Consider the following 22,597-nt stretch of genomic DNA (forward strand, 5'->3'; position numbering starts at 1 on the left):
TGGCCCCTATCCCAACGTCCCCCTTCCCCGTTTAGAAGTACGGCGTGGTGATCAGCTCCAGTGCGTGGCCGGCGGGATCTTTGAAATACACGCCGCGGCCGCCGTGTTCCGTGTTTGTCTCGCCCGGACGGGTCATCTGCGGATCCGCCCAATGTTCGACGCCGGTACTTACCAGACGCTCATAGGCGCGGTCGAAATGCTGGTCATCAACCAGGAATGCGTAGTGCTGCATCTGGATCTCGACCGGGGGCTCGGCGAATTGCAGCATCACCCCGCCAGCCAGCGTGAGGTTGGTGAAAGGCCCCCAGCTTGGGGCTTCCTCAGCTTCAAGGATGGAACGGTAGAACTCGGCTGAAACAGCGCGATCGAAGGACGCGATGATGGTGTGGTTGAACAATGCGGGCATGCGGAACTCCTTTATATGTGGGGGTATGTCGATGGTCTTGCTCGTTTCATCGATCCACAGGGAGGAGCCCGAGGGGCGCCGGCGCCACAGCTGCAAAAGCCTACGCGCGTCAGAGGTCGGCCGGGTAGCCGATCCGTGCAGGGCCGAAGCCCGATCCGGTCATCACGTCCGCAAGTCTAGCGGAGGGGCCCAACCCAATGACAGGATGGGCCGCATGGCTATCGAGGTTCGACCCGCAACGGTGTTCGATGACGTGAAGACCATGGTGGGGCCCAAGAGCCCCGATTCCAACGTGTGCTGGTGCCTGAGTTACAGGATCCCGTCCAAACTGAATCAGGAACTCCAGAAACAGGAGCGTGGAAAGTTCGTAAAGAAGCTGGTGGCCGAGGACCCTCCTCCTGGTGTTTTGGCCTACGACGGCGACGAAGTGGTGGGGTGGGCAGCGGTCCACCCCCGCGCGGACACGACTTTCGCGAAGAACCGCAAGATCCCCCATGTGGATGAAAGCAATGTGTGGTCTGTCTGGTGCATCCGCGTGCGGCCCGGGCATCGCGGCAAGGGCATCTCCCATGAACTCCTGCGCGGGGCAATCGACTTCGCGAAGAGCCACGGAGCGCCCGCCATTGAGGGTTATCCCGTGGACAACAAGGGCGGCAAAGTGGACCTGACCATGGCCTACGTGGGCACCCGCAGATTATTCGAGAAGGCGGGCTTCAAGAAGGTGACCGAGACGACGTCGGTCCTCAACGGCTTCCCGCGAGTGCTGATGCGCCTGGACCTCCGCTCCCCCAACTAGGTAGCATTTGTGCGCGTTTTGAGCGGCCTAAACGCGCACAAATGCGACTCAGTTGGGTGAGGCGCCCTGTAACCGCGCGCTCATTCGGTGCGCTTCCTCGAGCAGCAGCTTGCCCAGGAAATCCTGGCGGTCCGGGCGGAACCTGGGTTCAATTCCCGTTAAGGAGAGAGCCCGCGCCGGCCGCCCCTGTTGGTCAAACACGGCGGCGCCCATCCCCCAACTACCTTCCAGGATCAGCCCGGGGTTGACGGAGTATCCCGTCAGCCGGGTCTGTTCCAGATTCCCCCGCACCACATCTGCAGGATGTCCCACCGCGAACTCACCGGTGTGTGCGGGCCAGTCGTCCAGCAAGGACTCCTGTTCTTCGGGAGGCAGGAAAGCCATGATGGCTGTTCCGGCAGATGCCACTCCCAACGGGAAGCGCACACCTTCATGCAGCACGAAGGACCGCACCGGAAACGAGCCTTCCTCGCGCAGCACGCACACGGTTTCGTTGCCACGGCGGATGGAGAAGAACGCGCTCTCCCCCGTCTCAGCAGCTAATCTGCGCAGCGAAGGCCTGGCGATGTCCTCCATGGGGAACCGTGCCGCAGCCACCGAGCCCAGCAGGAAGATCTCCGGCCCCAATACCCACTTTCCGGAGGCGGAATCATGTTCCAGCAAACCCTCCGCTGCCAAGGACGTCAGCAGCCGGTGAACCGTGGGCCGGGTCAGCCCGGATTCACGCACCAAACCCGCCAACGAGGTTCCCTCAGGCTTACGTCCCACCAGCCGAAGCAGCAGGGCCACCCGGCCTACCACTTGTGCTCCCTGAACCACCACGGCACCCTCCGGAAGAGATTTCATCCACAATATGGACACCTTCCATCGTACCGTCCACACCCTGAGTAGCTGGACTTCACGGCCGTTGACGGCGCCAAGCGACGAAACCTAGGCTCAATCTCAAGAGCCAACGCAGTCCACAAAGTGGATACAACACACAAACTCAAAGAGGAGCACAGCATGGCCAAGATCCAAGAAAGCGCAGCCCAAGCGCTCCATGACCTCATGGCAGACGGCCTGACCATCGCCGTCGGCGGTTTTGGCCTGAGCGGCATCCCCGCGGACCTGATCGACGCCGTCCGGGAGTCGGGCGCCAAGGACCTCACCATCGTCTCCAACAACATGGGTGTGGACGGCAAGGGTCTTGGCGTCTTGATTGAGTCGGGCCAGGTTCGCAAGGTCATCGCTTCCTACGTGGGCGAGAACAAGCTCTTCGCCGAGCAGTACCTGGCCGGGAAGCTGGAGGTCGAGTTCACGCCGCAGGGCACGCTCGCCGAACGTCTTCGGGCCGGCGGCGCCGGCATCCCCGCGTTCTACACCCGCACCGGCGTAGGAACGTTGGTTGCCGAAGGCAAGCCGCTGGAAGAGTTCGACGGCGTGACGTACGTCCGCGAGCGCGCCATCACCGCCGACGTCGCCCTGGTCCATGCCCACACCGCCGATACCGACGGCAACCTGATCTACCGCTACACGGCCCGGAACTTCAACCCCGTGGTGGCTACCGCGGGCGCCGTGACCATTGCCGAGGCTGAGGTCATTGTGCAGCCGGGCGGGCTGGACCCCAACAACATCGTCACTCCTGGCGTGTACGTGCAGCGGCTGGTTCAGGCTACGGACCGGGTCAAGGACATTGAACAGCGCACGGTCCGCCAGCGGGCAGAGACAGACGGCACCGGGACACAGCGCGCCGAAGCACTGACGGTCTAAGGAACAAAGGAGCACATCACCATGGCATGGACACGTGACCAGATGGCCGCCATCGCAGCCGAAGAGCTGAACGACGGCGACTACGTCAACCTCGGCATCGGCATCCCCACGCTGGTGGCCAACAACCTGCCCGACGGCGTGCGGGTGGTCCTCCAGAGCGAGAACGGCCTGCTCGGAATGGGCCCTTTCCCCTATGAGGGCGAGGAAGACGCGGACCTTATCAACGCCGGCAAGCAGACCGTCACCATCACCCCCGGTGGCAGCATTTTTGATTCCGCTACCTCGTTCGGCATGATCCGTGGCGGGCACGTGAAAGTGGCCATCTTGGGCGCCATGCAGGTGTCCGGCTCTGGGGACCTGGCCAACTGGACCATCCCCGGCAAGATGGTCAAAGGCATGGGCGGGGCCATGGATTTGGTGGCCGGGACACCGCGGGTGGTGGTCCTCACCGAGCACAACGCCAAGGATGGTTCGGCCAAGATCGTCACCGAATGCACACTCCCCCTCACGGGGCTCAAGTGCGTTGACCGGATCATCACGGACCTGGCCGTTTTCGACATTGAAGACACGCACGACGGCGGCACTCGCCTGCTGCTGACCCGCCTCGCCCCGGGACTCACGGTGGAGGAGATCCGCAGCAAGACCGACGCAGAGTTCACCGTGGCACTGGCGTCCGAGGGACCCGCGTCTGAGGAATCCGAGTCTGAGGACCACACGCTTGAAGGAGCACACTCATGAGCCTGAAAGACCAGTTTGGAAAAGACATCCTGCTCACGGGGTGGGGCCACAGTAAGTTCGGGAAGCTGACTGATGACACCCTGGAATCGCTGATCGTCCAGGTGGCCGGCGAAGCCATCAAGAACTCGGGGCTGGACCCCAAGGACATTGACGAGATCTACCTCGGACAGTTCAACGCCGGCATGCAGCCTCTGGGATTCACGTCATCGCTGGCGCTTCAGTTGTCCGCGAACCTTGCCAATGTTCCGGCCACGCGCACTGAGAACGCGTGCGCCTCCGGATCGGCCGCGTTCCAGCAGGGAGTCAAGTCCGTCCTCGCCGGAACAGCGCGCAACGTCTTGGTCATCGGCGCCGAAAAGATGACCGACGCCGGCGCGGACGTTGTGGGGGCGGCACTCCTCGGTGCTTCGTACGAGATGGCGGGCAAAGCGTCGTCCACCGGGTTCACGGGCCTGTTTGCAGAAGTAGCCAAGCACTACGGGAAGCGCTACGGGGCAAGCATCCCGGGTGAAACGCTCGGCGACGTCCTGGGTTCCATCGCTGCGAAGAACCACCACAACGGCATGGACAACCCCTACGCCCAGATGCACCGGGACTTCGGCGTGGATTTCTGCCGGACCATCTCCGAGAAGAATCCCATGGTGGCCGAGCCCCTGCGCCGCACTGACTGTTCGCCTGTCTCCGACGGTGCTGCCGCCGTCGTGCTTTCCACCTCGGCTACCGGCGGCGCAACTGCACCTGTGCGCCTGGCTGGTTTCGGTCACGCCAACGACTTCTTCCCGGCGGAGAAGCGCGATCCCACAGAGTTTGCAGCCACCAGGGCTTCGTGGGAGCGCGCCCTGGGCATGGCGGGCGTCGGCGTCGAGGGCTTGGACTTCGCCGAGGTGCACGACTGCTTCACCATCGCTGAGCTGATCATGTACGAAGCCATGGGCCTCACTCCCCGCGGCGAGGGTGCGCGGGCCATCCAGGAGGGCTGGGTTTACAAGGACGGCAAGCTGCCCGTCAACGTTTCCGGCGGTCTCAAGGCGAAGGGCCACCCGGTGGGTGCCACCGGCGTATCGCAGCACGTCATCGCGGCCATGCAACTCAGCGGGACCGCGGGCGATATGCAGTTGCCCACGGCCCGCCGAGGGGCTGTGCAGAACATGGGTGGCGTGGGCATCGCGAACTACGTGAGCGTTCTGGAAGCCGTCTAACCCAAGTAGGTCGCAGCACTGCGCGTTTTGAGGGCTGAAAACGCGCTCTGCTGCTACTTACTTGGGTCAGCGGGACCGGATCAGCGCCGCGATCTGCGTGAACCCGAGCCGCTCTGCATTTTGCAGGGCGGTTCGGCCTTGGGGGTCGCGGATGTCCGGGTTGGCTCCTGCCGCGAGGAGTTGCCGGACCACGTCTTGCTGATTCGGCCCGCCATTGTTGAGCAGGATGGCTTCCTGCATGGCGGTCCAGCCGAGGTTGTTGACGTGGTCCACGGGCACACCCGCTGCGATGAGGATCCGCACAGTTTCCGTGTGCCCGTGTTCGCTCGCCGGGATCAACGCGGTGCCGCCGTACCTGTTGGTGCTGCGAACATCCGCCCCCGCAGCCAACGTCAATTGCAGAACCTCATTGAAGCCCTCGGCGCCCGCATAGAGGAACGCGGAGTCTTGGATGTCGTCCTTGGCGTTGACGTTGCCGCCGGCCGCGATCAGTTCGCGCACCCTCACAGCGTCGTTGGCTTTCGCGGCAAGGATCAGGAGTCGGTCGGTTTCCAGTTGGGCCTCCGGGGACAGTTCAGCCTCCGCTGATTGTTGGGCCGGCGAAGCAGCCGACGACGACGGGCTGGGGCCCGCGCTCGACGCTGACGGCGTCGGGCTGACGGAGGGTGTCGGGGCTGGGCTGGAAGGCGACGCTGGGCTGGCAGGCGGGGACGCCGCCGTCGTACATCCGGACAGCAGCCCGAGCACCAGCACGCCCGCCCCCACCACCCGCGTTTTTGTACAGATAACGCCCCTAAAACGCTCCCACAAAGGCATTATCTGTACAAAAACTCCCCGGGGGTTCATGGCTACTTCGCTGCCACGGCCAAGGCATCAGCGCCGGCAGTTGCGCAGGCTTCGTCGAGGGCACCGTCGGGAGCGCCACCAACTCCGATCCCTGCAACGGAAACGCCGTTGACCTTCAGCGGAACGCCGCCGGCCAGGAACAGGGTGCCCGGGAGGTCGGCGATGGAGGGTCCGTTGCCGTTGATGCGCTTGGCAAGCTCGCTGGTGGGGGCGCCGAAAGCTGCGGCCGTGTAGGCCTTCTGCTTGGCGGCTTCGATGGTGTGCTCGGCGGCGTTGTCACCGCGAAGGAGTGCCTGGACGGTGCCGAAACGGTCAACCAGTGCCACGGTCACGAACGGCAACTTGTCCGCCTGGCACTTGGCGAGCGCGGCGTTGACGGCTGCGCTCGAGGCGCCCACGGAGATGCGGTTCTGGGCTACAACGTTCTCAGGTGCCGGCTGGACTTCTGCGGCAACCTTCACGGGTGCGGCGGCCGGGGCGGCTGCCGGCGCTGCAGCGGGCGACACTGCGTTGGCCACGGCAGTCACACCGCCGGTGAGCAGCAGTGCTCCGGCAGCGGCGGCGGCGATCATTTTGTTGGACTTCTTCACAGGGTTCTCCTCGTAGTCAGCATCGGGTACGTCTCCATGCTTTCGCGAACGGTCCCACGCCACATCGGCCGGGCGCCGTTTCCGGACTCAGCCATTCCGCCACCGGTATCAGCCAAAAGGTGGAGAGACCAATGACCGTGCGGGATCTAGCATGGAAAGAACGCCTTCCACCGATACCCGGAACGGGAACCACCCATGCCAACTGCTCGTCCACGGCCAGAGCCCAGTAATGGGACCAGCACCCCGGCCAGCACTCCGGCCAGCAGCCGGATTGATGGCCGCATTGATGTAGTGGTGCATTTGGGTTTTGCCGTCCTCATGGTGTCCTCTGCAGTCCGGTACGTCATGCGCCACTCCCCCACGGACAACGTGTGGACCGTTGCTTTGGCCGGGGCCGTGTGCGCGCTGTATGCGGTAACCGCCGTGCTGGCCCACCGCCAACCGCTGGCCCACCGTCAGCCACCGGGCCAGCGCGCCCAGCAGCTGTGGGTTCCGTGGATGGTGGCTTTGGTGGCAGCGTGGGCCGCGCTGGTGGTGGTCGCTCCGAGCTTCGCCTGGTGTTCCTTCGCCATTTTCTTCCTCACGCGCACGGCTTTCCGCGGCTGGGCCGGCTTTGTGGCGGGAGGTGCGACGGCGGCCGCCACCGCCGTCGGGCTCTTCCGGATGAGCGGTTGGACGGACATCTCCATGCTGCTGGGTCCTCTGGCTGCGGGCGCGCTTCTCACTCTGATGTACAACAAGATTGAGCGCGACGCGGCAGTGCAGCGCAAACTTTTCGACGACGTCACCCAGGCCCAGGAGCAACTCGCCGCGAACCAGCGTGAAGCCGGAATCGCCGCCGAACGCGAGCGCGTTTCCCGTGAAATCCACGACACCGTCACCCAGGGCCTGGCCAGCAGCCTTCTCCTCCTTGAGGCCGCCCAGCGCTCGTGGCCCGCTCCAGCGGCTAACAATGACGTGCGTAAGGCAACAGATTTGCTCAGACGAAACCTCGCCGACACCCGCAGTCTGGTTCACGAACTCTCCGCCCCGGGCCTTGAGTCGGGGCCGCTCCCGGATGCCCTGGAACACGCGGCACGGCAGTACTTTGAGACCGTCAGCATCCACGTCACGGGCGAGCCGCAACCCCTTCCGTCCGAGGTGCGGCACGCCCTGCTCCGTGTCACCCAGAGCGCCGTGGCCAACATCAAACTCCATGCCGGCGCGGACCACGCCAGCGTGACACTGGGGTACCTTCCGGACGCGGTCACCTTGGACGTGTTCGACGACGGCCGCGGCTTTGATCCCGCAGCGGTACCGCCGGCATCGGCAAACGGAGGATACGGGCTCCGCGCCATGCGGCAGCGGGTTGAACAGTTGGGCGGAGAATTGTCCGTGGAGAGCTCGCCCGGCGAAGGAACCATCATCGCGGCGCAGTTCCCACTGACCCGGGCTGCCGATCCGGCAAACGCGCTGAAGGAGGCCCTGTGAACACCATCTCAGTGCTCCTCGTGGATGACCATACGGTGGTTCGGAGCGGACTCAAGGCGCTGTTGGGCACCCAAAGTGACATCGCCGTCGTCGGGGAAGCGTCCTCCGGTGAGGAAGCCCTGGAAGCAGCCCAAGAGCATTCGCCCGCAGTAGTCCTCATGGATTTGGCCATGGGCGCCGGAATGGATGGCATCGAAGCCATCAAGCAACTCCGTCAGCGGAACCCGAAGCAAGCCGTCATCGTCTTCACCACCTACGACTCCGATGCCGATATTGTCCGAGCCGTGGACGCGGGCGCCATGGGTTATTTACTCAAGGATGCTGCGCCGGAAGAGATCTTCGCAGCCGTCCGCGGTGCGGTGCAGGGCAAAAGCGTAATGAGTGCCCCTGTGGCCTCGCGTTTGTTCCAACAACTACGGAATCCGGACGAAATCCTCACCCCACGCGAAGCCGAATTGCTCAGTCTCCTGACCGAGGGCCTCAGCAACCGGGACCTTGGAAAACGGCTCTTCATTTCCGAAGCTACTGTCAAAACCCACCTCGCCCACATTTACGCCAAACTCGGCGTCGAAACCCGTGCCGCAGCAATTGCCACAGCTATCCGGCGCGAGGGGATGCGGTAATGGCACGTGGTTGGTTACGCTGAGCCGTATGCACGACGCAGCGGATCGCAAAATGTTCAAGAGCCCGGGAACTGCTTTGCTGGTCCGGGGAGCCCTATCCATAGTTTTTGGCCTGTTGATCTTTGTTCTGCCGAGCGCCACCGCTTTGGTGGTGGTTGTCATGTTCGGCGTATTCGCGATCATTGACGGCATTACCAGCGTGGCTCATTATTTCTACGACCCCGCCGGCCGTTCCCGCTGGACCATAGTGGGTGGGCTCATTTCCATCGCAGCCGGCATTGTGGCCATTGCCTTGCCGGGAATTACGGCGGCAGCAATAGGTGTGCTGATCGGATTGTGGGGCCTGGTCCTGGGTCTTTCCCAAATCATCCTTTCTCTTGCCGCGAGGAACTTCGTCCGAAGCTGGGGCATCTGGCTCCTGACAGGCCTGATCACCACTGTGTTCGGGATTGTGGTGCTGGTGAACCCGGGCCTGGGCATCCTGGGCCTGGTATGGATGCTGGCCGGGTTCGCGATCGTGACAGGGTTGCTCCTGATCGCCTCGGGTATCGGGCTCCGCAAGCTGGCATCGTCCTCAGCGCTGTACGGTCACTGATCTTTGGACTCCGCCCGGTAGTAATCCTCCGTCAGGGGATGCGCTCAGCGCCAAGTTCGGTAAGTTAGAGGCTGTGAAGATAGCTACCTGGAATGTGAACTCCCTCCGCGCCCGTGCCGACCGCGTTGAAGCCTGGCTTGAGCGCAGCGACTGTGATGTCCTGGCCATCCAGGAGACCAAATGCAAGGACGAAAACTTCCCGTGGGAGCTCTTTGAGCGCATGGGTTACGAGGTTGCGCACTTCGGTGTGAACCAGTGGAACGGTGTTGCCATTGCTTCGCGCGTGGGCCTGGAGGATGTGCAGCGCACGTTCCTGGACCAGCCCGCGTTCGGCAAGGCCGGCAAAGACCCTGCCCAGGAAGCCCGCGCCATTGCCGCCACCTGCGGCGGCATCCGCATCTGGAGCCTCTACGTTCCCAACGGCCGCTCGCTGGACGACGAGCACATGCCGTACAAGATCAAATGGCTGGACGTCCTGCAGGGCCACGCAGCAGAGTGGGTCAAAGCCGATCCGAAGGCCCAGATCGCCCTCATGGGTGACTGGAACATCGCCCCGTTCGACGACGACGTGTGGGACATCGAACTGTTCCGCACCAACAACTACACCCACGTCAGCGAACCCGAGCGCGCGGCCTTCCACGCCTTCGAGGCCGCCGGGTTCACCGACGTCGTTCGTCCCTACACTCCGGGCCCCGGCGTCTACACGTACTGGGACTACACGCAGCTGCGCTTCCCCAAGAAAGAAGGAATGCGCATCGACTTCTGCCTGGCATCCCCGGAACTGGCCTCACGGGTCACCGGTGCCTCGATCGACCGCGAGGAACGCAAAGGCAAGGGCGCTTCGGACCACGCTCCCGTCATTGTGGAGCTCGCAGACTAAGTACAGGCTCACTGACGAAAAGGGCGGTTGATATGACTGGAAACCTGTATCGGGGCCAGGCAGGTCTGCCGTTCTCTTCGTCGCTGCGCATTTACGAGCCACTAGAGGCGTTCCCGCCCGAGCAGCAGCGCCAACTCGTGGCGGAGGGCACCAGGAACGGATCAAGGGCCGCCGTCGAGAATGCGGAGCTCCAAGCCTCCCTGGGACGCATAACGCGTTCCGGCGGTGATCCCTTTCCCACCGGCCACACGGACTTGGTCCGCATGACGCGCGTGCCCACCGGACGGCACGCTGCGGCGTCGGACACAGAAGATCACGACGCCGGAAGGCTGCTTTACTGCCCCAGCCAACTGGTGATCAGGGCCGGCCTGGCAGCCAATGCACTCATGGACGGCGTGCACAGCCCGCTGGCCGATCTCCTCATTCCGGTCTCGCAGCGGGACAAGCACCAGGCCAGGATCGATCGCATCAACGCCGGGGAAGCCGCAAAACGGGTGCACACCCGCGCCTCAACGTGGGGCATCCCGTTCAGCTGGTTCTCGCTCTTCAGCGAGTCGGACCGTAAGGACGTGGTGGAGTCCGAGGGCCGCATTCTGACCGTCCGGGTATGGACACCGCTCACTGAAGCCCTGGACCGGGCACGGTTCGCCGTGGCCCATTTGGCGTTGGCCGCGCCGGATCTGGACATGCTGGATGACCTGACACAGCTCACGGAATGGCTGGAGCTTTTCCACGTCCAGTCCATGGTGGAGCTGGATTATGGGGCTGTGGCTGACAAGGTGTATCCGGACGAGTCCCCCATGGATGTCCGGCTCGGCATCGAATGCCTGGCTGAAGGTGACATGACCGGCGCGGCCGCTGCCTACCGCAGGCTCGCCTCGCGGTGGATCCCCATCCGGCAGCTGGCCCGCGCTTCCTAGCTGGGTGTGGTTCTTCTCTAGCGTTCCAGGACTCTAGCGCTCCAGGACCACGTCTTCGGTGTTGGGGAAGAACATTTTGTAGGTGATGCCTGCAATGGCTGCCCCGATAATCGGCGCCAGAATGAATAGCCATACCTGTCCCAGGGCTTCAGGCCCTGCGAACCACGCCACGCCCAGGGAACGTGCCGGGTTAACGGACGTGTTCGTCACCGGGATGGACACCAAATGGATCAAGGTCAGTCCAAGCCCGATCGCAACGGGCGCAAAACCCTTAGGTGCCCGGGAATCGGTGCTGCCCAGGATGATGTAAAGGAAAATTGCGGTCAAGACGATCTCAGTCACCAAGGCAGCTACCAGTGAATACCCGTCCGGGGATCTCTCGCCATAGCCGTTGGAGGCGAAGCCGGACGCCGCGGCATCGAATCCGTCCTTACCGGAAGCAATGGCAAAGAGGGCCAGGCCGGCTACCGACGCAGCGGCGACTTGGGTGATGATGTACGGGCCAACGGCCTTCCATTCAATACGGCCTGCCAGAGCGGCACCAATGGTCACCGCGGGGTTGAAGTGTCCGCCCGAAATGTGTCCCACTGCGTAGGCCATGGCAAGAACGGCCAACCCGAAGGCCAAAGCTACGCCCAGGAAGCCGATTCCCATATTGATCCGGTCCTCGGAGAGAACTCTCGCAGCCAATACTGCGCTGCCACATCCACCGAAGACGAGGACAAAAGTCCCCAAAGCTTCGGCCCCAAGCCGGGACGGAAGTGATGTATGCATGATCTCTCTTTCATTTGACTGGTGTCTCCGGGCCAAATCCCTACGTTTGCTCCGTATCCGGAGTCGTCCGTTTCCGGAGTTGTCTGGTTTCGGAGTCGTCGGGCATGGTCGCGGCACAGTAACTATCGCGTCACAGTAGCTATGTGCTCCGCGGGCGGGATTCGTGACGGAGATACCCTCTGCGCGCCCAGTCTCTCTTTGCGCACCCAGTCTTCTTCCCGGCCTGCCACTTCAGGCCCGGCGCGGGTTCCTAGCGTCGTGTTGGCGGGGCCGTTGTCTCGCGCACAATCAGCTGGTGGGGGGCCACCTCTGAATGGACCGCTCCCGGGTTACCGTCCAGCTCATCAAGCAACATCTTGGTGGCCAGCTCCGCCTGGTTGTCGGGCCGCTGCCCCACGGTGGTGAGCCCGAGCGATGAAGAGAAGTCGTGATCATCGATCCCGATGACTGAAAGATCCTGCGGCACCCTGATGCCATGCCGCCCGGCCTCGAAAATGACGCCCATCGCCATCTCGTCCGAGGAACAGAAGATGGCCGTTGGCTTGCGGCCGGGTTGGCTCCACAGCCGGTTGAACGCCTGCTGCCCGCTGGCCACCGTGAAATCGCCCCATTGGTCCCATTCGGGGCGGACTTCCAGTCCGGCGTCGGTCATGACTTCCTGGAAGGCGCGGATACGCACCCGGGGAACGTCGAAATTCAGGTCCGTTTCATCGTCGCCGTGGAGCAGCGCGATGTCTTTGTGACCCAAGTCCAGCAAATGCCGCACGGCGGTGGACGCGGCGTCGTAATCGTTGATGCCTATGTAAGCGCAATCCTCAACGTGTCCGCCCACCACCACCAGCGGAATGTCGATTTTGTGGAGGTGTTCCAGCTCTTCCTCGGTCAAGGACATGCACAGCACCAGCAGTGCGTCGATCTGCTTGTAGACCATGGTGGAACTGAAGAGCCGCTCACGATTGCTGCCGTGGCCGCCCAAGTTAAACAGCGAAAGGTTGTACTTGCGCGAATGAAGTTCCCGGTCCGCGCCCTCAATGGCCTTGGAAAAGAACCAGCGGCTGACGAATGGGGCCAGGACGCCAATGGTGCGTGTTCGGCCCGTAGCCAGCCCCGATGCCGACGACGAGGCCACGTAGCCCAAGGAACTGGCCACCTCGAGGATCTTTTCCCGGGTGGCGGGAGACACCCGGGGTAATCCCCGGACGGCTCGTGAGACGGTGGCAGTCGAGACTCCAGCGGCTGCCGCGACGTCCTCAATACTGACGCCGGTATGGCCACCGCGCTGGGATCTACCCGTTGTTTTTGACACAGGCTCCCCTCTCCGGCCGCCGTTGCTCCGCCTTCAAACCTTAGGTGTGTATTTGTGGATTGCGGCCCTCGGTTACGCAGCCACGTAATGCGCTGCGCAACCGAGGCCGCGGTTCCTACCCCTTAAGGCCACCGGAAAGCAGGCCCCGCACGAAGTAGCGCTGCAAGCCGAAGAACACCAGGAGCGGGATGATGATGGAGACGAATGCCGCCGCCGGGTTCAGATAGTCCCTGGCGCCACGTGTGCCGGAAATCTCCGCCAAACGCTGCGTGATCGGCGCTACGTCTGCCGTTCCACCCGAGAACACCAGAGCCACCAGAAGGTCGTTCCAGACCCACAGGAACTGGAAGATCGCCAGAGATGCCAGTGCCGGAACGGAGAGCGGCAGGATGATCCGCCAGAAAATGGTGCTGTGTCCGGCACCGTCCACCCTTGCCGCCTCAATGACTTCACCGGGAATCTCGGAGATGAAGTTATGGAGCAGGAAGATGCCCAGCGGAAGGCCGAACATGGTGTGGGCAATCCACAGCTGAGCGTACGAACCCGCCGGGAGCTGAAGTGTCTGCGTGAAGAACTGCAGCAGCGGAATGAGTGCCATCTGGAGGGGAATGATCTGCAGGGCAAAGACGAAGATGAAGAGTCCGTCGCGGCCCTTGAACTTCCCCCACGCAAAAACGTAGGCAGCCATGGACGCCAGGACCAGCACGAAGATGGTGACCGGGACGACGATCGCAATGGAGTTGACGAAGTACTGCGAGAGGTTGGCGGACTGCGATCCCGCCGGGACCAGGACGTCCGCATAGTTCTTGATCGTGAACTGCCAGTCGACGAAGGCATTCCACCAGCCGTCGGACCGGGGACCCACCTGCTTGGCAGCAGGACGGAATGAGGTGACAAAGAGACCGAACGTCGGGACGGACCACACGACGGCGATAATGATCGCTGCCGCTGTTGCCCACTTGGACGTGAGCTTGGTCTTCACCCGACGCATCATCGGCTGAGCGTCCTCCGTGGGATCAGATCCAGGACGCTGCCGGGTGGCCTTCGAGGCCTCTTTCGGGGCTGGCGTGGCTGTCAATGGATCTCCCTTTGCTTGCGAAGGACTCGAGCGTTGTACACGACGATCGGCAGCACCATGAGGAACAGGATCAGGGCCAAAGCGGCACCACGTCCCGGCTCACCGGCGCGGAAGGCCTGCGTGTACATTTCGTTGGCAACTACCGAGGTGTCGTAGTTGCCGGCGGTCATGGTTCTCACGATGTCGAACACCTTCAGCGTGGCGATGGTGATGGTGGTCAGCACAACCACCAAAGCTCCACGGATACCCGGGATGGTGACGTTGCGGAACTGCTGCCACGCGTTGGCGCCATCCAGGCGGGCTGCCTCGGTGAGTTCCACCGGCACTCCCTTGATGGCTGCCGACAGAATCACCATGGCGAAGCCAGTCTGAATCCAGACCATCACAATGATGAGGAACATGGTGTTTCCCGGTGCGTCGAGGAGGAACTGCTTAGGTTCCATCCCCAGGGAGACCAGGAAGAAGTTGATCACACCGGTTTGTTCGATGTTGGGACCGCGGTAGTCGTAGACGAGCTTCCAGATGATGCCGGCCCCCACAAAGGAGATGGCCATTGGCATAAAGACGAGCGACTTGAGTACTTTCTCGCCACGGGCCTTGTCGATGAACACCGCGTAGGCCAGTCCAAAGCTCGTGGAGAGCAGAGGAACCAGGACGGTCCAAATCACGGTGTTGCGCAGCGTGGTCAGAGCCTCGGGCTGCGTGAACATCCACACAAAGTTGTCGAATCCGTTGGCATTTCCACCGGCATCCGTGAAGGCCAGCGTTGACGTGCGGATGGCCGGATAGACCAAGCCCACGACCATCAGGATGGCGGCCGGAGCAAGGAAGCCGGCCACTGTGACCTTGTCCTTGATGGACTTCGGCGCCCTGTCCACCAGCAACATGATGAGGCCGATAACCGCTGCGAAAATCGCCAGGGCTATTACTACTTGAAGGAGTTTTTCTCCAATAAATTCCATACCCAACCTCCGGGGCGTGAGTGAATCACTAAGTTCCGGGAAAAGCACTGCCTCCCCGGCTGGGGGTTCCAGTCAGGGGAGGCAGCACTTTGGGAGTTAGCTCTTAGGCCAGCTGGATTCGATGCTGTTGGCAACATCCTGCGAGGACGTGCCGTTGATCCACTGCACGATGCCCTTCCAGAAGGAGTTGGATCCAACTGCACTCGGCATCAGGTCCGAGCCATCAAAGCGGAAGACGGTTTCAGGGTCCTGAAGGATCTGGACGGTCAGCTTGTCCAGGTCAGACTGTGCGTTGTTTGGATCCAGGCCCTTGTTAGCACTGACCACACCGCCAAGCTTGACGCGGTTGTTGGCAAAGTCGGCGCTCGCCAGGTAGGCCAGGAACGACTGAACTTCAGCGGTGTCCTTGTAGGCGCCAACCATCTCGCCGCCACCGGTAACTGCCTTACCCTTGCTTTCGTCGATCGGCGGGGTGATGAAGGCCCATACGTCGCCATCCTCGGCAACGTTGGTTCCTGCAGGCCAGTTAGCAGCCTGGAAGTTGGCCTGGTGGTGCATGGCGCAGGTACCATCCAGGACCGGCTGGCCAGCCTGGGCGAAACCGGTGCTCAGGATCGTGCGAACGTCGCCGAAGCCACCGTTCACCATCTCCGGGTTGAGCAGGATGTCGCCTGCCTTGTTGAAGGAATCAACGATCTTGGGGTCGTTGAACGGGATCTGGTGAGCTACCCACTGGTCATAGACCTCGGGTCCGTGGGCGCGAAGAACGACGTCTTCAATCCAGTCCGTGCCGGGCCAGCCGGTAGCTTCGCCTGACTCGAATCCGGCACACCACGGCTTCATGTTCTTGTCATCTGCCGCGATCTTCTTGGACAGATCGATCATTTCGTCCCACGTCTTGGGGACTTCCCAACCCTTGTCCTTGAACGTCTTAGGGGCGTACCAAACAAAGCCCTTGACGTTCGCAAGCATCGGGGCCGCGTAGTACGTGCCGTCCACGGTGCCGTACTTCTTCCAGTCCGGGGACCAGTTCTTGTCCACAAGATCGGAGACAGTCTTCGGAGCGGGCTTCAGATAGCCTGCCCGTGCCTGGGTGGCAAGAAGGCCGGGCTGCGGGAAGATCGCTACGTCAGGGGCGGTGCCGGACTGGGCACGCACACCGATCTGCGTTTCGAATTCCTTGCTGCCCTCGTACTTGATGGTGATGCCCGTGCAGGATTCGAACTGCTTCCAGGATTCCTCGAGGTTTGTGGCTTCAATATCTACGATGGTGGAGTAGACGGAGACGGTTTTGCCGTCATGCTTGCCATAGCTTTCGTAGGCGGAGCAATCATCCGATCCGGCGGTTGATCCCCCACCGCCACCATCCCCGCTACAGGCGGAAAGGGTAAGTGCCAGAACACCGGCGGCTGCGACCGGTAGCAGGTACTTGGTTTTCTTCATGCTAAAGACTCCTCGCTGAGTACTAAGATTCGGCGGCGCAATTGATGTGGTGACGCTCACACTAGCCATGATCGCCCAATCAATGCAAGCGCTTACACATAACGTGACCGCATCGATACCAAGCAACCTGACGTCCCTACAGGTGGCGGGCTTTATGCCCCTGCACGGCCGCTTGAGGCCGGACGCAGCAAGGCGCGATGTGCCGCTCTGATTTGATTGCCTACTATTGCCTATGGAAAAGTAGGAATCGTGGATGAACTTGAAGCACTGCAAACTATCGGCCGCCTGATCAAAGAAGAACGCTTGGCTCAAGGATTGAGCCAGGTTCAGTTGGCCAAGCAGGCTGGCACCGCCATCAAGACGGTCCGCACACTGGAATCCGGGACCCGCCGAACGCAGGAAATCAACCAGCGCAAGCTTGAGCACGCTTTGGGATGGAGGGCAGGTTCAGTGTCGGAAGTCCTGAAAGGTAAGTCCAACTTCGCTCCGGAAATGATCACGCCCGACGACATGCGCTCCGGGGACGAATCACGGCAGGGACCGCCCCGCGTGACGGTACCCAGCGCCCCCATCGCCCGGGCCTCGCACCTCTCCGACGAAGAGCTGCTTGCCGAACTCACCTATCGGATGATGCACCGCAACCGAGGCTGATGAGCCGTGGTTCACGGGCTAACGCCCTACGCTGACTGACGCCGCACCATTTCATTGATCCAGTCCGGCGCGAACGGCGAGGTGCAGTTGGGCGGCGTGGGATAGTCCTTGAGCACTTCCAAACGCTCCCCGATTTCCAAGGCCCTGGCCCGGTGCTCCGGAAATTCGATCCCGATCTGCGCCAGGCAGTGGTTCATGGCCCACTGAAGGCGGTCCGGGGCTTCCTTCATGTGCGCCTCGATCTGGTCCAGCAATTGCGCCAGGTCCAAGCCCTTGGGATTCTTGACAACGCGTTCGGAGGTCAGTGCCCAGCCGGCACTTGCCACCACGGGATCGGAGTCGGGGAACCATGCCACCCTTAGGTCTTCGGAGTGCGGGCTCTTCTTGACGACGTAATTCACCAGCCAGTCCTGCACTTTAGGAGTCCGCGCCTCCCGCAACATGCCGTCCAGCTCATCCTGTTCGAAGGCCTTGGGCCGGCAGATGAGAAGAGCCAGCAACCGGGCTGCAGTGTCACCGGTGTCCCACAACTCACGGGAAAGATCCTGCTGGGTCTTCAACCTCTTCGCGATGGCACGCAGCTTGCTGAGGTTTACCCCATGGTCATCGCCATGCTTCTCGTTCACTTCGCGAGCCCGGGGTTCTTCCAGTGCGGCCAGTTCCGCCATGAGACCGGACACCGTCGTCTCAAGCGCCAAGTTTCCAGCCGCCGCCGTTTTCGACGCCGTCGTTTTCGCCGCCGTCGTTTTAGCCACTGTCGTTCCAGCCACTGCGGCCTCCTGTCCTTCGGGTACGGAAATCAGGCTACCCGCTACTGAGAGCGGAATGGCAGCCCCCTGCAGTGCGGTAGTCCGCACCGCTGTGAGCTGCCATCCCGTTGCCTGCGGTAAATTGCTTGCGGTAAAGGAGACTACTTATCGCCCTTGAAAATTCCTGCGATCTTCGAGCCCAGGCCCTTGACGTTTTCCGCTACGTCTCCGGCGATTTCCTTCGATTTCTCCGCGACGTCACCCGCCAATTCCTTGGCATTTTCTCCGACGTCGCCCGAGAAGAATTCTTTGACGTTCTCGGCAGCGTCGCCAGCAAATTCCTTGACGTTCTCGGCGGCATCGCCCGCAAATTCCTTGACGTTTTCCACAGCCTCGCCAGCGAATTCCTTGGCATTCTCAAGTGCTTCGCCTGCACCGTCCTTTGCGTTCCCTGCCGCGCCGTTTACCGCTTCGGCCCCCGTGGTCTCTTCACTCATAGTGTTCTCCTCTGTGACGGTGGATCTGGTTATCGGGTGGATTTGTTTTTACGCGGATCTGGAAATTGCGAGCCAAGGAGCCTCCCCCTTGGCAGTCAAACTCAGGGCATCCGGCGTCCACACTGTCAGCGGACCCTTTCGGCCTTGGTAAACCTTGCCCGGGCACCGGAAACCATGTGCACCAGCACGGGAGTTTTCTGCCCGATGACAAGATCCAACGCTTCAACCAGCTGAGAGACTTCTGCAGCAAGGACGTGGGGCGCAACCCCTTGCCTCGGCTGGATGCGAATGCGCAATCCCGGCTGGCCTTTCACTTCAAGGGTGGCAACAGAAGCGCCGGCGAGGTCTGTCCTCTCGGACAGGGCTGCCCTGAGCGCCTGCTCGGCCACCCCGCCGCCGATCCGGACTTCACCGTCCACCGCGCTGTCATCATCGCTGGCCACCAGAAGGTTGGCCCGGCCCTTGCCTTGCTGGGACAACCAGGCGATCATCGCGATGATGATGGCCACCAGGACTACACCGGCCACAATCCACAGCCAGCTCTCTTCGCGCCCGGGGAGGTGTGTCTGCCTGAAGGCATTTTCAGCGCCTGCCCATACGGAAGCCGACCAACCATGCCACCACGTGGCCACTGCCGGCACGGTGGCCAACAGCACGAGAAGCAGTCCGACGGCCAGCAGTTTCGCGCCGATGATGAAGAGCAGTATTCGGTTGAGGGTCCGTGGTGTGCCGTTCACGCTCCGATCACCCCCGACGACGCCAGGTTGACCCTGACTGCAGGCATCGGTACCGGTGACATTTCCTCAAGTTCGGCCTGTACAGCTGTTAGTACTGCTTCTTCGCTGACCCTGCTGCCGGAAGTTGGCCGCACATTCACCACCACCAATTGCCTCGAGACAACCACCATCACCTGTTCCTGGGTGACGTTCGCGGCAGTTCGTGCACGGCGTGCCAGCGCCGAGGCCAGGACCTCGTCATCAACCACGACGGCGGTGCGAGGGTCCCGGAGTAAGTGGCGGGCCCGCCTGCCCGGCAGGACAGCGTGCAGCAGGAAGAAAAGCCCCACCATGGCGATGACGGCACCACTCGCCCCAAGCAACAGCGGCGAGATGCCTTCCGGGAGAGCGATGATGCGCTCCGCGGCAGTAGTGGGGTCGATAATCCAAGGCGGCTGCCCAACGGCGCGGACTCCCGCTTCGAGCAAAGCGTAGGCGCAAAGAACTATTACCAGAACGGCCGCTATCACGGACGCTCCTGCACGGGACGAATGCGTCTCACGGCGCAGGATACGGCTCATCTTCGGGTCTTCCCCGGCCACCGGGCTGGTTACCGCGTTAGGGTCCGCTGCGTTCACTTGCTGTGTTTCCTGATCCTGGGTCACTGGACGCGGCCTCCCTCAGTGACGTGCGCTCCGCTGATTCTGATGTCCACCCTGCTGAGTTGGGAACCACTGAGCTGGGTCACTGTTTCAAGAACCAACGCCTTGGCCGCCACTGCACGGTCCCAGATGGAGCCCCCGAAGCCTTGCACCCGCTGCGGATCACGCAGCACCTCGGTCAAAGATGGGACGCTGATAGGTGCCACGATGGACAAAGCCAACAGGCCGTCGTCGTCCGCCCAATCAGCGCGGATGTCGCTGGCGTCAACGCCGAGCGCCTGCGCTGCGGCGGCCCGAGCCAACGATGTCAATGCCTGGGTACTGATCCGGTTATGGCCGGCCAGGCTGGTGGTGTAGTCCACAGCCTCAGCCACGCTCATGACGAAGAGCGCCGGCCCGTAATGGCATCCAGCACACTGCGAAGATCCAGCTTGCCCTCAGCCGCGCGGCCAAGCAGGGCACCTATGCCCATGAACAAAAGGGAGATCAGGAATCCCCAGAGGCCGAACGAGAAGGACATGAAAGCCACGAAAGCGCCGATAGCGATTCCCACCACGGTCATGCTCATTGAAGTGCCTCCCTTTCCACTACCACTGCCTTGCTTCCGGCGGGTTTGGCCGGCGGTGCAACGAAGACGTCGGTGATTTCGATATTGACCTCAATCACTTGAAGACCAACCAGTTCCTCCACGGCGCGGTACACAGCAGCCCGGACCTGATTGGCGACCCCGTGCAGGGGATGACCGTAGAGCGCAACCAAAGTGATGTCCACCGCCACTTGGGTCTCCCCGACCTCGGCACGGACGCCTGCTGCATGGTCCGAGCTGCCGACGGCATCGCGGATAGCACCTAGCGCACGGGACGGAGCGGAGCCCAAGGAGTAGACGCCGGGCACTGTGCGGGCAGCAATGCCCGCAACTTTGGCGACGGCCGCCTCGGAGATGATGGTGCGTCCGGTACCAGGGATTTCGCCCCCGGGCACGTGATCAAGCTGCACATTCTGGTCTTCCATGGAGCACTCCCCTTCTCTTGAGTACCACCCTAGCGTCTAGCTCCGACGCTTTGGGAGAAGCGTCGGAGGGAAGGGAACGCGCCCGACGCCGGCTACTTGCAGTTCTTCTCGGTCCAGTCCTGGATGGGCTTCATAAGTTCTTCGAACTGCCCGTCGCCGTATTTACTGAAGTCCGAGCCGGCGGACTCCGTGAAGGCGCGCAGTTTCTCGAACGCAGGCTTCAGTTCTGCGGGCACTTTGCCCTCCATCTTCGACAATTCCTGCTTTGCCTTGTCGATGTCTTCAGACTTGCCGCCCGCCATTGCGGCCAGTGGCAGGATGGTGACGCTCAGCATGGTGGCGCTTACCGAAAGACAAGCCTCGGACATGGAGGTGAACTCGCCGTAGACACCGCCGGTTCCCGTGGATGCAGCGGGGTCCGCGCTGGCGTCGGCGTTTGCGGACACTTCCGCGGCGGGCGCCTCAGAGGTTTGCGCCGCAGTGGGCGTCGATTCCGAAACAGGCGCCGGGGAAGAGCAGGCACTGAGCGTCAGCATGCCGGTGAGCAATGCTGCCAAGAGCAGACGCCCGGACATGGACAAGCGTAGGCGTTCGAACGTGGACATATTTCCCCCAATAAGATGCGTGCGATGACAAGCTGGCGAGGCAAGAATACGCCGGGGACGTTGCGGAGACCATAGGCAAGTTATCCACAAGCTTCAATTCCCGGCTGGGCCGTGGTTGTTTGCCCCACCTAGACTGGCCGACACATCACCCAAAACAGCTGCTGGGGAGCCTCGTCATGCCGCGCCAAACGTTCATGTCCTTATCTTTTGTTCGCACCCGGTTAGCGGTGGCGGCTCTTGCAATTGCGATGCTTCTGAGCGGCTGCCAAGGCGGCACCACACCCGGCAGCCCCGCCTCGCCAACAGGCTCGACGACGGCGACGCCCACCACGAGCGCTGCGGCTCCGGCGGTTTCGGTTACTCCTGTTGCCCCGGCCGCGTACAAACCTGCCGATGCGCAGGGAAAAGCACAAAACGTGACCGTTCCAGTGATGCCGGAGCTGGCGAAAGAGAACTCGAAAGCGGGGCTGGAAGCGTTTATTGGGTACTGGTATGCGCAGCTGTCTTATGTAGGCGAGACCGGCGACATGTCGGCGTGGCTACCCCTGATTTCTCAAGACTGCAGGCTTTGTCTTCGTCTCCAAGAGTCCGGCGAAGATGGATACGTCCATGGGCGCTGGTTGGCGGGCGGCAAGATCTCGGTGCCAACCATCGAACTTCAGTGGACTGCCGACGCCCTCAAGTCGGCCAAAGTGCAGGTCATTCAAGAACAAATCGACTACTACAACGCGGACGGAAGCGTCGGACGAGCAAGGTCGGAAGCATCAAATGATGCGTTCGCCTTCTTCGCCAGGTTTGCAGACGGCGCCTGGACGGTGGTGGACCTTGGCGTCATCGGGTAGGTCTTTCGCGCGAGTGATCCGCTCGTTCCTTGGGCTCGCATTTGGGCTTTTAGTGTGCTGCACTCTGGCACCGACATCCGCAATAGCTGACGACGCTTGGGCTACAAACAACGCAGGCGATCGAGGAATTGATGTTGGTGCGCGGTTCAAAATCGACCCTTCGACCGGACAGCTGGCACCCAATCTCGGGGGAACATCAACCTCACCCGCAGCCGACGACCCGAATCAGTACTTGGCCGATACCCATTGCCGGGCGGACGGACCCGACACGAAGGACCCCGGCTGCGACGCCCTCAAATGCCCGGCCACCACAACCGGCGGCCAAGAAGGCACCCCGGTCATCTGGAAAGAGGCCCCCAAAGCAATCACCAACCCGGGCTTGACAGACTGGATCCCGGTCAGCGGCCCCACCTGCCTCTACGACCCCGAACCCGAGAACGTCCTGGCCAACATCGCCGCCCGGATCCTCACCGACTTCCGACAACTCCC

General features: G+C 62.2%; 28 protein-coding genes and 1 pseudogene. 12 read left to right on the plus strand and 17 right to left on the minus strand.

Features of this window, described 5'->3' with window-relative positions; all coding sequences use genetic code 11:
• Positions 1 to 31: 31 nt before the first annotated feature.
• Positions 32 to 406, minus strand: coding sequence for a VOC family protein (locus CQ020_RS23195; RefSeq protein ID WP_105694201.1), 375 nt, complete (start codon positions 404 to 406; stop codon positions 32 to 34).
• Between the two features lie 214 nt (positions 407 to 620).
• Between CQ020_RS23195 and CQ020_RS23200 the strand changes: the two genes are divergently transcribed.
• Complete coding sequence (locus tag CQ020_RS23200) at positions 621 to 1,202, plus strand: GNAT family N-acetyltransferase (RefSeq protein ID WP_105694202.1); 582 nt, start codon at positions 621 to 623, stop codon at positions 1,200 to 1,202.
• A gap of 48 nt (positions 1,203 to 1,250) precedes the next feature.
• Here the strand turns inward: CQ020_RS23200 and CQ020_RS23205 are convergent, their stop codons facing one another.
• Positions 1,251 to 2,048 (minus strand): IclR family transcriptional regulator, encoded by a 798-nt coding sequence (locus CQ020_RS23205; RefSeq protein ID WP_181152012.1) that lies wholly within the window; start codon positions 2,046 to 2,048, stop codon positions 1,251 to 1,253.
• A gap of 156 nt (positions 2,049 to 2,204) precedes the next feature.
• Here CQ020_RS23205 and CQ020_RS23210 point away from each other — a divergent pair, with 156 nt between their 5' ends.
• The 3 genes from CQ020_RS23210 to CQ020_RS23220 are packed head-to-tail and all read left to right on the plus strand — an operon-like array spanning position 2,205 to position 4,888.
• Entirely contained in the window at positions 2,205 to 2,951 is a 747-nt protein-coding gene (locus CQ020_RS23210) for a CoA transferase subunit A (RefSeq protein WP_105694203.1), read from the plus strand.
• Between the two features lie 21 nt (positions 2,952 to 2,972).
• Positions 2,973 to 3,689 (plus strand): CoA transferase subunit B, encoded by a 717-nt coding sequence (locus CQ020_RS23215; RefSeq protein WP_105694204.1) that lies wholly within the window; start codon positions 2,973 to 2,975, stop codon positions 3,687 to 3,689.
• Positions 3,686 to 4,888 carry an acetyl-CoA acetyltransferase gene (locus tag CQ020_RS23220; RefSeq protein ID WP_105694205.1) on the plus strand — a complete coding sequence of 401 codons (1,203 nt, stop codon included), beginning with the start codon at positions 3,686 to 3,688 and terminating at the stop codon, positions 4,886 to 4,888. Before CQ020_RS23215 ends, CQ020_RS23220 begins: the two co-directional genes overlap by 4 nt.
• Positions 4,889 to 4,954: 66 nt before the next feature.
• Here the strand turns inward: CQ020_RS23220 and CQ020_RS23225 are convergent, their stop codons facing one another.
• Positions 4,955 to 5,704 carry an ankyrin repeat domain-containing protein gene (locus CQ020_RS23225; RefSeq protein WP_105694206.1) on the minus strand — a complete coding sequence of 250 codons (750 nt, stop codon included), beginning with the start codon at positions 5,702 to 5,704 and terminating at the stop codon, positions 4,955 to 4,957.
• Between the two features lie 32 nt (positions 5,705 to 5,736).
• On the minus strand, positions 5,737 to 6,324 hold the full coding sequence (locus tag CQ020_RS23230; RefSeq protein WP_181152013.1) for a heme-binding protein: 588 nt from the start codon (positions 6,322 to 6,324) through the stop codon (positions 5,737 to 5,739).
• A gap of 195 nt (positions 6,325 to 6,519) precedes the next feature.
• On the opposite strand from CQ020_RS23230, the gene CQ020_RS23235 reads away from it, so the two are divergent.
• The 5 genes from CQ020_RS23235 to CQ020_RS23255 all read left to right on the plus strand — a co-directional run bounded on the left by CQ020_RS23235 (position 6,520) and on the right by CQ020_RS23255 (position 10,812).
• Positions 6,520 to 7,794: a sensor histidine kinase gene (locus CQ020_RS23235; RefSeq protein ID WP_105694207.1), complete on the plus strand. Its 1,275-nt coding sequence runs from the start codon at positions 6,520 to 6,522 to the stop codon at positions 7,792 to 7,794.
• Complete coding sequence (locus tag CQ020_RS23240) at positions 7,791 to 8,417, plus strand: response regulator transcription factor (protein ID WP_105694208.1); 627 nt, start codon at positions 7,791 to 7,793, stop codon at positions 8,415 to 8,417. The genes CQ020_RS23235 and CQ020_RS23240 overlap by 4 nt, the downstream gene beginning before the upstream one ends.
• A 28-nt stretch (positions 8,418 to 8,445) precedes the next feature.
• Positions 8,446 to 9,012: an HdeD family acid-resistance protein gene (locus CQ020_RS23245; protein WP_105694209.1), complete on the plus strand. Its 567-nt coding sequence runs from the start codon at positions 8,446 to 8,448 to the stop codon at positions 9,010 to 9,012.
• 73 nt (positions 9,013 to 9,085) lie between these two features.
• Positions 9,086 to 9,892, plus strand: coding sequence for an exodeoxyribonuclease III (locus CQ020_RS23250; RefSeq protein WP_024819278.1), 807 nt, complete (start codon positions 9,086 to 9,088; stop codon positions 9,890 to 9,892).
• Positions 9,893 to 9,924: 32 nt separating this feature from the next.
• Positions 9,925 to 10,812, plus strand: coding sequence for a hypothetical protein (locus CQ020_RS23255; protein WP_105694210.1), 888 nt, complete (start codon positions 9,925 to 9,927; stop codon positions 10,810 to 10,812).
• Positions 10,813 to 10,845: 33 nt separating this feature from the next.
• On the opposite strand, the gene aqpZ is transcribed toward CQ020_RS23255, so the two are convergent.
• The 5 genes from aqpZ to CQ020_RS23280 form a co-directional block, all read right to left on the minus strand.
• Positions 10,846 to 11,586, minus strand: a complete 741-nt coding sequence (gene aqpZ, locus CQ020_RS23260; protein WP_105694211.1) for an aquaporin Z — start codon at positions 11,584 to 11,586, stop codon at positions 10,846 to 10,848.
• A 250-nt stretch (positions 11,587 to 11,836) separates the two neighbouring features.
• Positions 11,837 to 12,892 carry a LacI family DNA-binding transcriptional regulator gene (locus CQ020_RS23265; protein WP_105694212.1) on the minus strand — a complete coding sequence of 352 codons (1,056 nt, stop codon included), beginning with the start codon at positions 12,890 to 12,892 and terminating at the stop codon, positions 11,837 to 11,839.
• 115 nt (positions 12,893 to 13,007) lie between these two features.
• Complete coding sequence (locus tag CQ020_RS23270; RefSeq protein ID WP_024819274.1) at positions 13,008 to 13,970, minus strand: carbohydrate ABC transporter permease; 963 nt, start codon at positions 13,968 to 13,970, stop codon at positions 13,008 to 13,010.
• Positions 13,967 to 14,932 (minus strand): carbohydrate ABC transporter permease, encoded by a 966-nt coding sequence (locus CQ020_RS23275; RefSeq protein ID WP_105694213.1) that lies wholly within the window; start codon positions 14,930 to 14,932, stop codon positions 13,967 to 13,969. The genes CQ020_RS23270 and CQ020_RS23275 overlap by 4 nt, the downstream gene beginning before the upstream one ends.
• Before the next feature lie 96 nt (positions 14,933 to 15,028).
• Entirely contained in the window at positions 15,029 to 16,375 is a 1,347-nt protein-coding gene (locus CQ020_RS23280; protein ID WP_105694214.1) for an ABC transporter substrate-binding protein, read from the minus strand.
• A 249-nt stretch (positions 16,376 to 16,624) separates the two neighbouring features.
• On the opposite strand from CQ020_RS23280, the gene CQ020_RS23285 reads away from it, so the two are divergent.
• Positions 16,625 to 17,026 (plus strand): helix-turn-helix transcriptional regulator, encoded by a 402-nt coding sequence (locus CQ020_RS23285; RefSeq protein ID WP_024819271.1) that lies wholly within the window; start codon positions 16,625 to 16,627, stop codon positions 17,024 to 17,026.
• Positions 17,027 to 17,052: 26 nt separating this feature from the next.
• Here CQ020_RS23285 and CQ020_RS23290 read toward each other — a convergent pair whose 3' ends face one another.
• The 8 genes from CQ020_RS23290 to CQ020_RS23325 all read right to left on the minus strand — a co-directional run bounded on the left by CQ020_RS23290 (position 17,053) and on the right by CQ020_RS23325 (position 21,266).
• Positions 17,053 to 17,694: a DNA alkylation repair protein gene (locus tag CQ020_RS23290; protein WP_181152014.1), complete on the minus strand. Its 642-nt coding sequence runs from the start codon at positions 17,692 to 17,694 to the stop codon at positions 17,053 to 17,055.
• 242 nt (positions 17,695 to 17,936) lie between these two features.
• Entirely contained in the window at positions 17,937 to 18,272 is a 336-nt protein-coding gene (locus CQ020_RS23295; protein WP_105694215.1) for a hypothetical protein, read from the minus strand.
• Between the two features lie 125 nt (positions 18,273 to 18,397).
• Positions 18,398 to 19,009 (minus strand): hypothetical protein, encoded by a 612-nt coding sequence (locus CQ020_RS23300; protein WP_105694216.1) that lies wholly within the window; start codon positions 19,007 to 19,009, stop codon positions 18,398 to 18,400.
• Positions 19,006 to 19,653, minus strand: a complete 648-nt coding sequence (locus CQ020_RS23305) for a DUF6286 domain-containing protein (RefSeq protein ID WP_105694217.1) — start codon at positions 19,651 to 19,653, stop codon at positions 19,006 to 19,008. The genes CQ020_RS23300 and CQ020_RS23305 overlap by 4 nt, the downstream gene beginning before the upstream one ends.
• Positions 19,650 to 20,030: a hypothetical protein gene (locus CQ020_RS23310; RefSeq protein WP_105694218.1), complete on the minus strand. Its 381-nt coding sequence runs from the start codon at positions 20,028 to 20,030 to the stop codon at positions 19,650 to 19,652. The genes CQ020_RS23305 and CQ020_RS23310 overlap by 4 nt, the downstream gene beginning before the upstream one ends.
• Positions 20,027 to 20,218: a DUF2273 domain-containing protein gene (locus tag CQ020_RS23315; protein WP_018779541.1), complete on the minus strand. Its 192-nt coding sequence runs from the start codon at positions 20,216 to 20,218 to the stop codon at positions 20,027 to 20,029. The genes CQ020_RS23310 and CQ020_RS23315 overlap by 4 nt, the downstream gene beginning before the upstream one ends.
• Positions 20,215 to 20,661, minus strand: a complete 447-nt coding sequence (locus CQ020_RS23320) for an Asp23/Gls24 family envelope stress response protein (RefSeq protein WP_105694219.1) — start codon at positions 20,659 to 20,661, stop codon at positions 20,215 to 20,217. Before CQ020_RS23320 ends, CQ020_RS23315 begins: the two co-directional genes overlap by 4 nt.
• Positions 20,662 to 20,753: 92 nt before the next feature.
• Entirely contained in the window at positions 20,754 to 21,266 is a 513-nt protein-coding gene (locus CQ020_RS23325) for a hypothetical protein (protein ID WP_105694220.1), read from the minus strand.
• A 176-nt stretch (positions 21,267 to 21,442) separates the two neighbouring features.
• On the opposite strand from CQ020_RS23325, the gene CQ020_RS24380 reads away from it, so the two are divergent.
• On the plus strand, positions 21,443 to 22,108 hold the full coding sequence (locus CQ020_RS24380) for a DUF6318 family protein (protein WP_219844543.1): 666 nt from the start codon (positions 21,443 to 21,445) through the stop codon (positions 22,106 to 22,108).
• 13 nt (positions 22,109 to 22,121) lie between these two features.
• A pseudogene (locus CQ020_RS24630) lies at positions 22,122 to 22,597 on the plus strand (hypothetical protein); the annotation flags it as partial.

The organism is Arthrobacter sp. MYb23, from assembly GCF_002979775.1.
Classification (GTDB): Bacteria; Actinomycetota; Actinomycetes; order Actinomycetales; family Micrococcaceae; genus Arthrobacter.

Excerpts from the sequence above, each read along its gene's own strand:
- CQ020_RS23195 (WP_105694201.1), bottom strand. The coding sequence starts at position 406 with ATGCCCGCATTGTTCAACCACACCATCATCGCGTCCTTCGATCGCGCT.
- CQ020_RS23200 (WP_105694202.1), top strand. The coding sequence starts at position 621 with ATGGCTATCGAGGTTCGACCCGCAACGGTGTTCGATGACGTGAAGACC.
- CQ020_RS23205 (WP_181152012.1), bottom strand. The coding sequence starts at position 2,048 with ATGAAATCTCTTCCGGAGGGTGCCGTGGTGGTTCAGGGAGCACAAGTG.
- CQ020_RS23210 (WP_105694203.1), top strand. The coding sequence starts at position 2,205 with ATGGCCAAGATCCAAGAAAGCGCAGCCCAAGCGCTCCATGACCTCATG.
- CQ020_RS23215 (WP_105694204.1), top strand. The coding sequence starts at position 2,973 with ATGGCATGGACACGTGACCAGATGGCCGCCATCGCAGCCGAAGAGCTG.
- CQ020_RS23220 (WP_105694205.1), top strand. The coding sequence starts at position 3,686 with ATGAGCCTGAAAGACCAGTTTGGAAAAGACATCCTGCTCACGGGGTGG.
- CQ020_RS23225 (WP_105694206.1), bottom strand. The coding sequence starts at position 5,704 with ATGCCTTTGTGGGAGCGTTTTAGGGGCGTTATCTGTACAAAAACGCGG.
- CQ020_RS23235 (WP_105694207.1), top strand. The coding sequence starts at position 6,520 with ATGCCAACTGCTCGTCCACGGCCAGAGCCCAGTAATGGGACCAGCACC.
- CQ020_RS23245 (WP_105694209.1), top strand. The coding sequence starts at position 8,446 with ATGCACGACGCAGCGGATCGCAAAATGTTCAAGAGCCCGGGAACTGCT.
- CQ020_RS23255 (WP_105694210.1), top strand. The coding sequence starts at position 9,925 with ATGACTGGAAACCTGTATCGGGGCCAGGCAGGTCTGCCGTTCTCTTCG.
- aqpZ (WP_105694211.1), bottom strand. The coding sequence starts at position 11,586 with ATGCATACATCACTTCCGTCCCGGCTTGGGGCCGAAGCTTTGGGGACT.
- CQ020_RS23275 (WP_105694213.1), bottom strand. The coding sequence starts at position 14,932 with ATGGAATTTATTGGAGAAAAACTCCTTCAAGTAGTAATAGCCCTGGCG.
- CQ020_RS23280 (WP_105694214.1), bottom strand. The coding sequence starts at position 16,375 with ATGAAGAAAACCAAGTACCTGCTACCGGTCGCAGCCGCCGGTGTTCTG.
- CQ020_RS23290 (WP_181152014.1), bottom strand. The coding sequence starts at position 17,694 with ATGGCGGAACTGGCCGCACTGGAAGAACCCCGGGCTCGCGAAGTGAAC.
- CQ020_RS23295 (WP_105694215.1), bottom strand. The coding sequence starts at position 18,272 with ATGAGTGAAGAGACCACGGGGGCCGAAGCGGTAAACGGCGCGGCAGGG.
- CQ020_RS23310 (WP_105694218.1), bottom strand. The coding sequence starts at position 20,030 with ATGAGCGTGGCTGAGGCTGTGGACTACACCACCAGCCTGGCCGGCCAT.
- CQ020_RS23315 (WP_018779541.1), bottom strand. The coding sequence starts at position 20,218 with ATGAGCATGACCGTGGTGGGAATCGCTATCGGCGCTTTCGTGGCTTTC.
- CQ020_RS23320 (WP_105694219.1), bottom strand. The coding sequence starts at position 20,661 with ATGGAAGACCAGAATGTGCAGCTTGATCACGTGCCCGGGGGCGAAATC.
- CQ020_RS23325 (WP_105694220.1), bottom strand. The coding sequence starts at position 21,266 with ATGTCCACGTTCGAACGCCTACGCTTGTCCATGTCCGGGCGTCTGCTC.
- CQ020_RS24380 (WP_219844543.1), top strand. The coding sequence starts at position 21,443 with ATGCCGCGCCAAACGTTCATGTCCTTATCTTTTGTTCGCACCCGGTTA.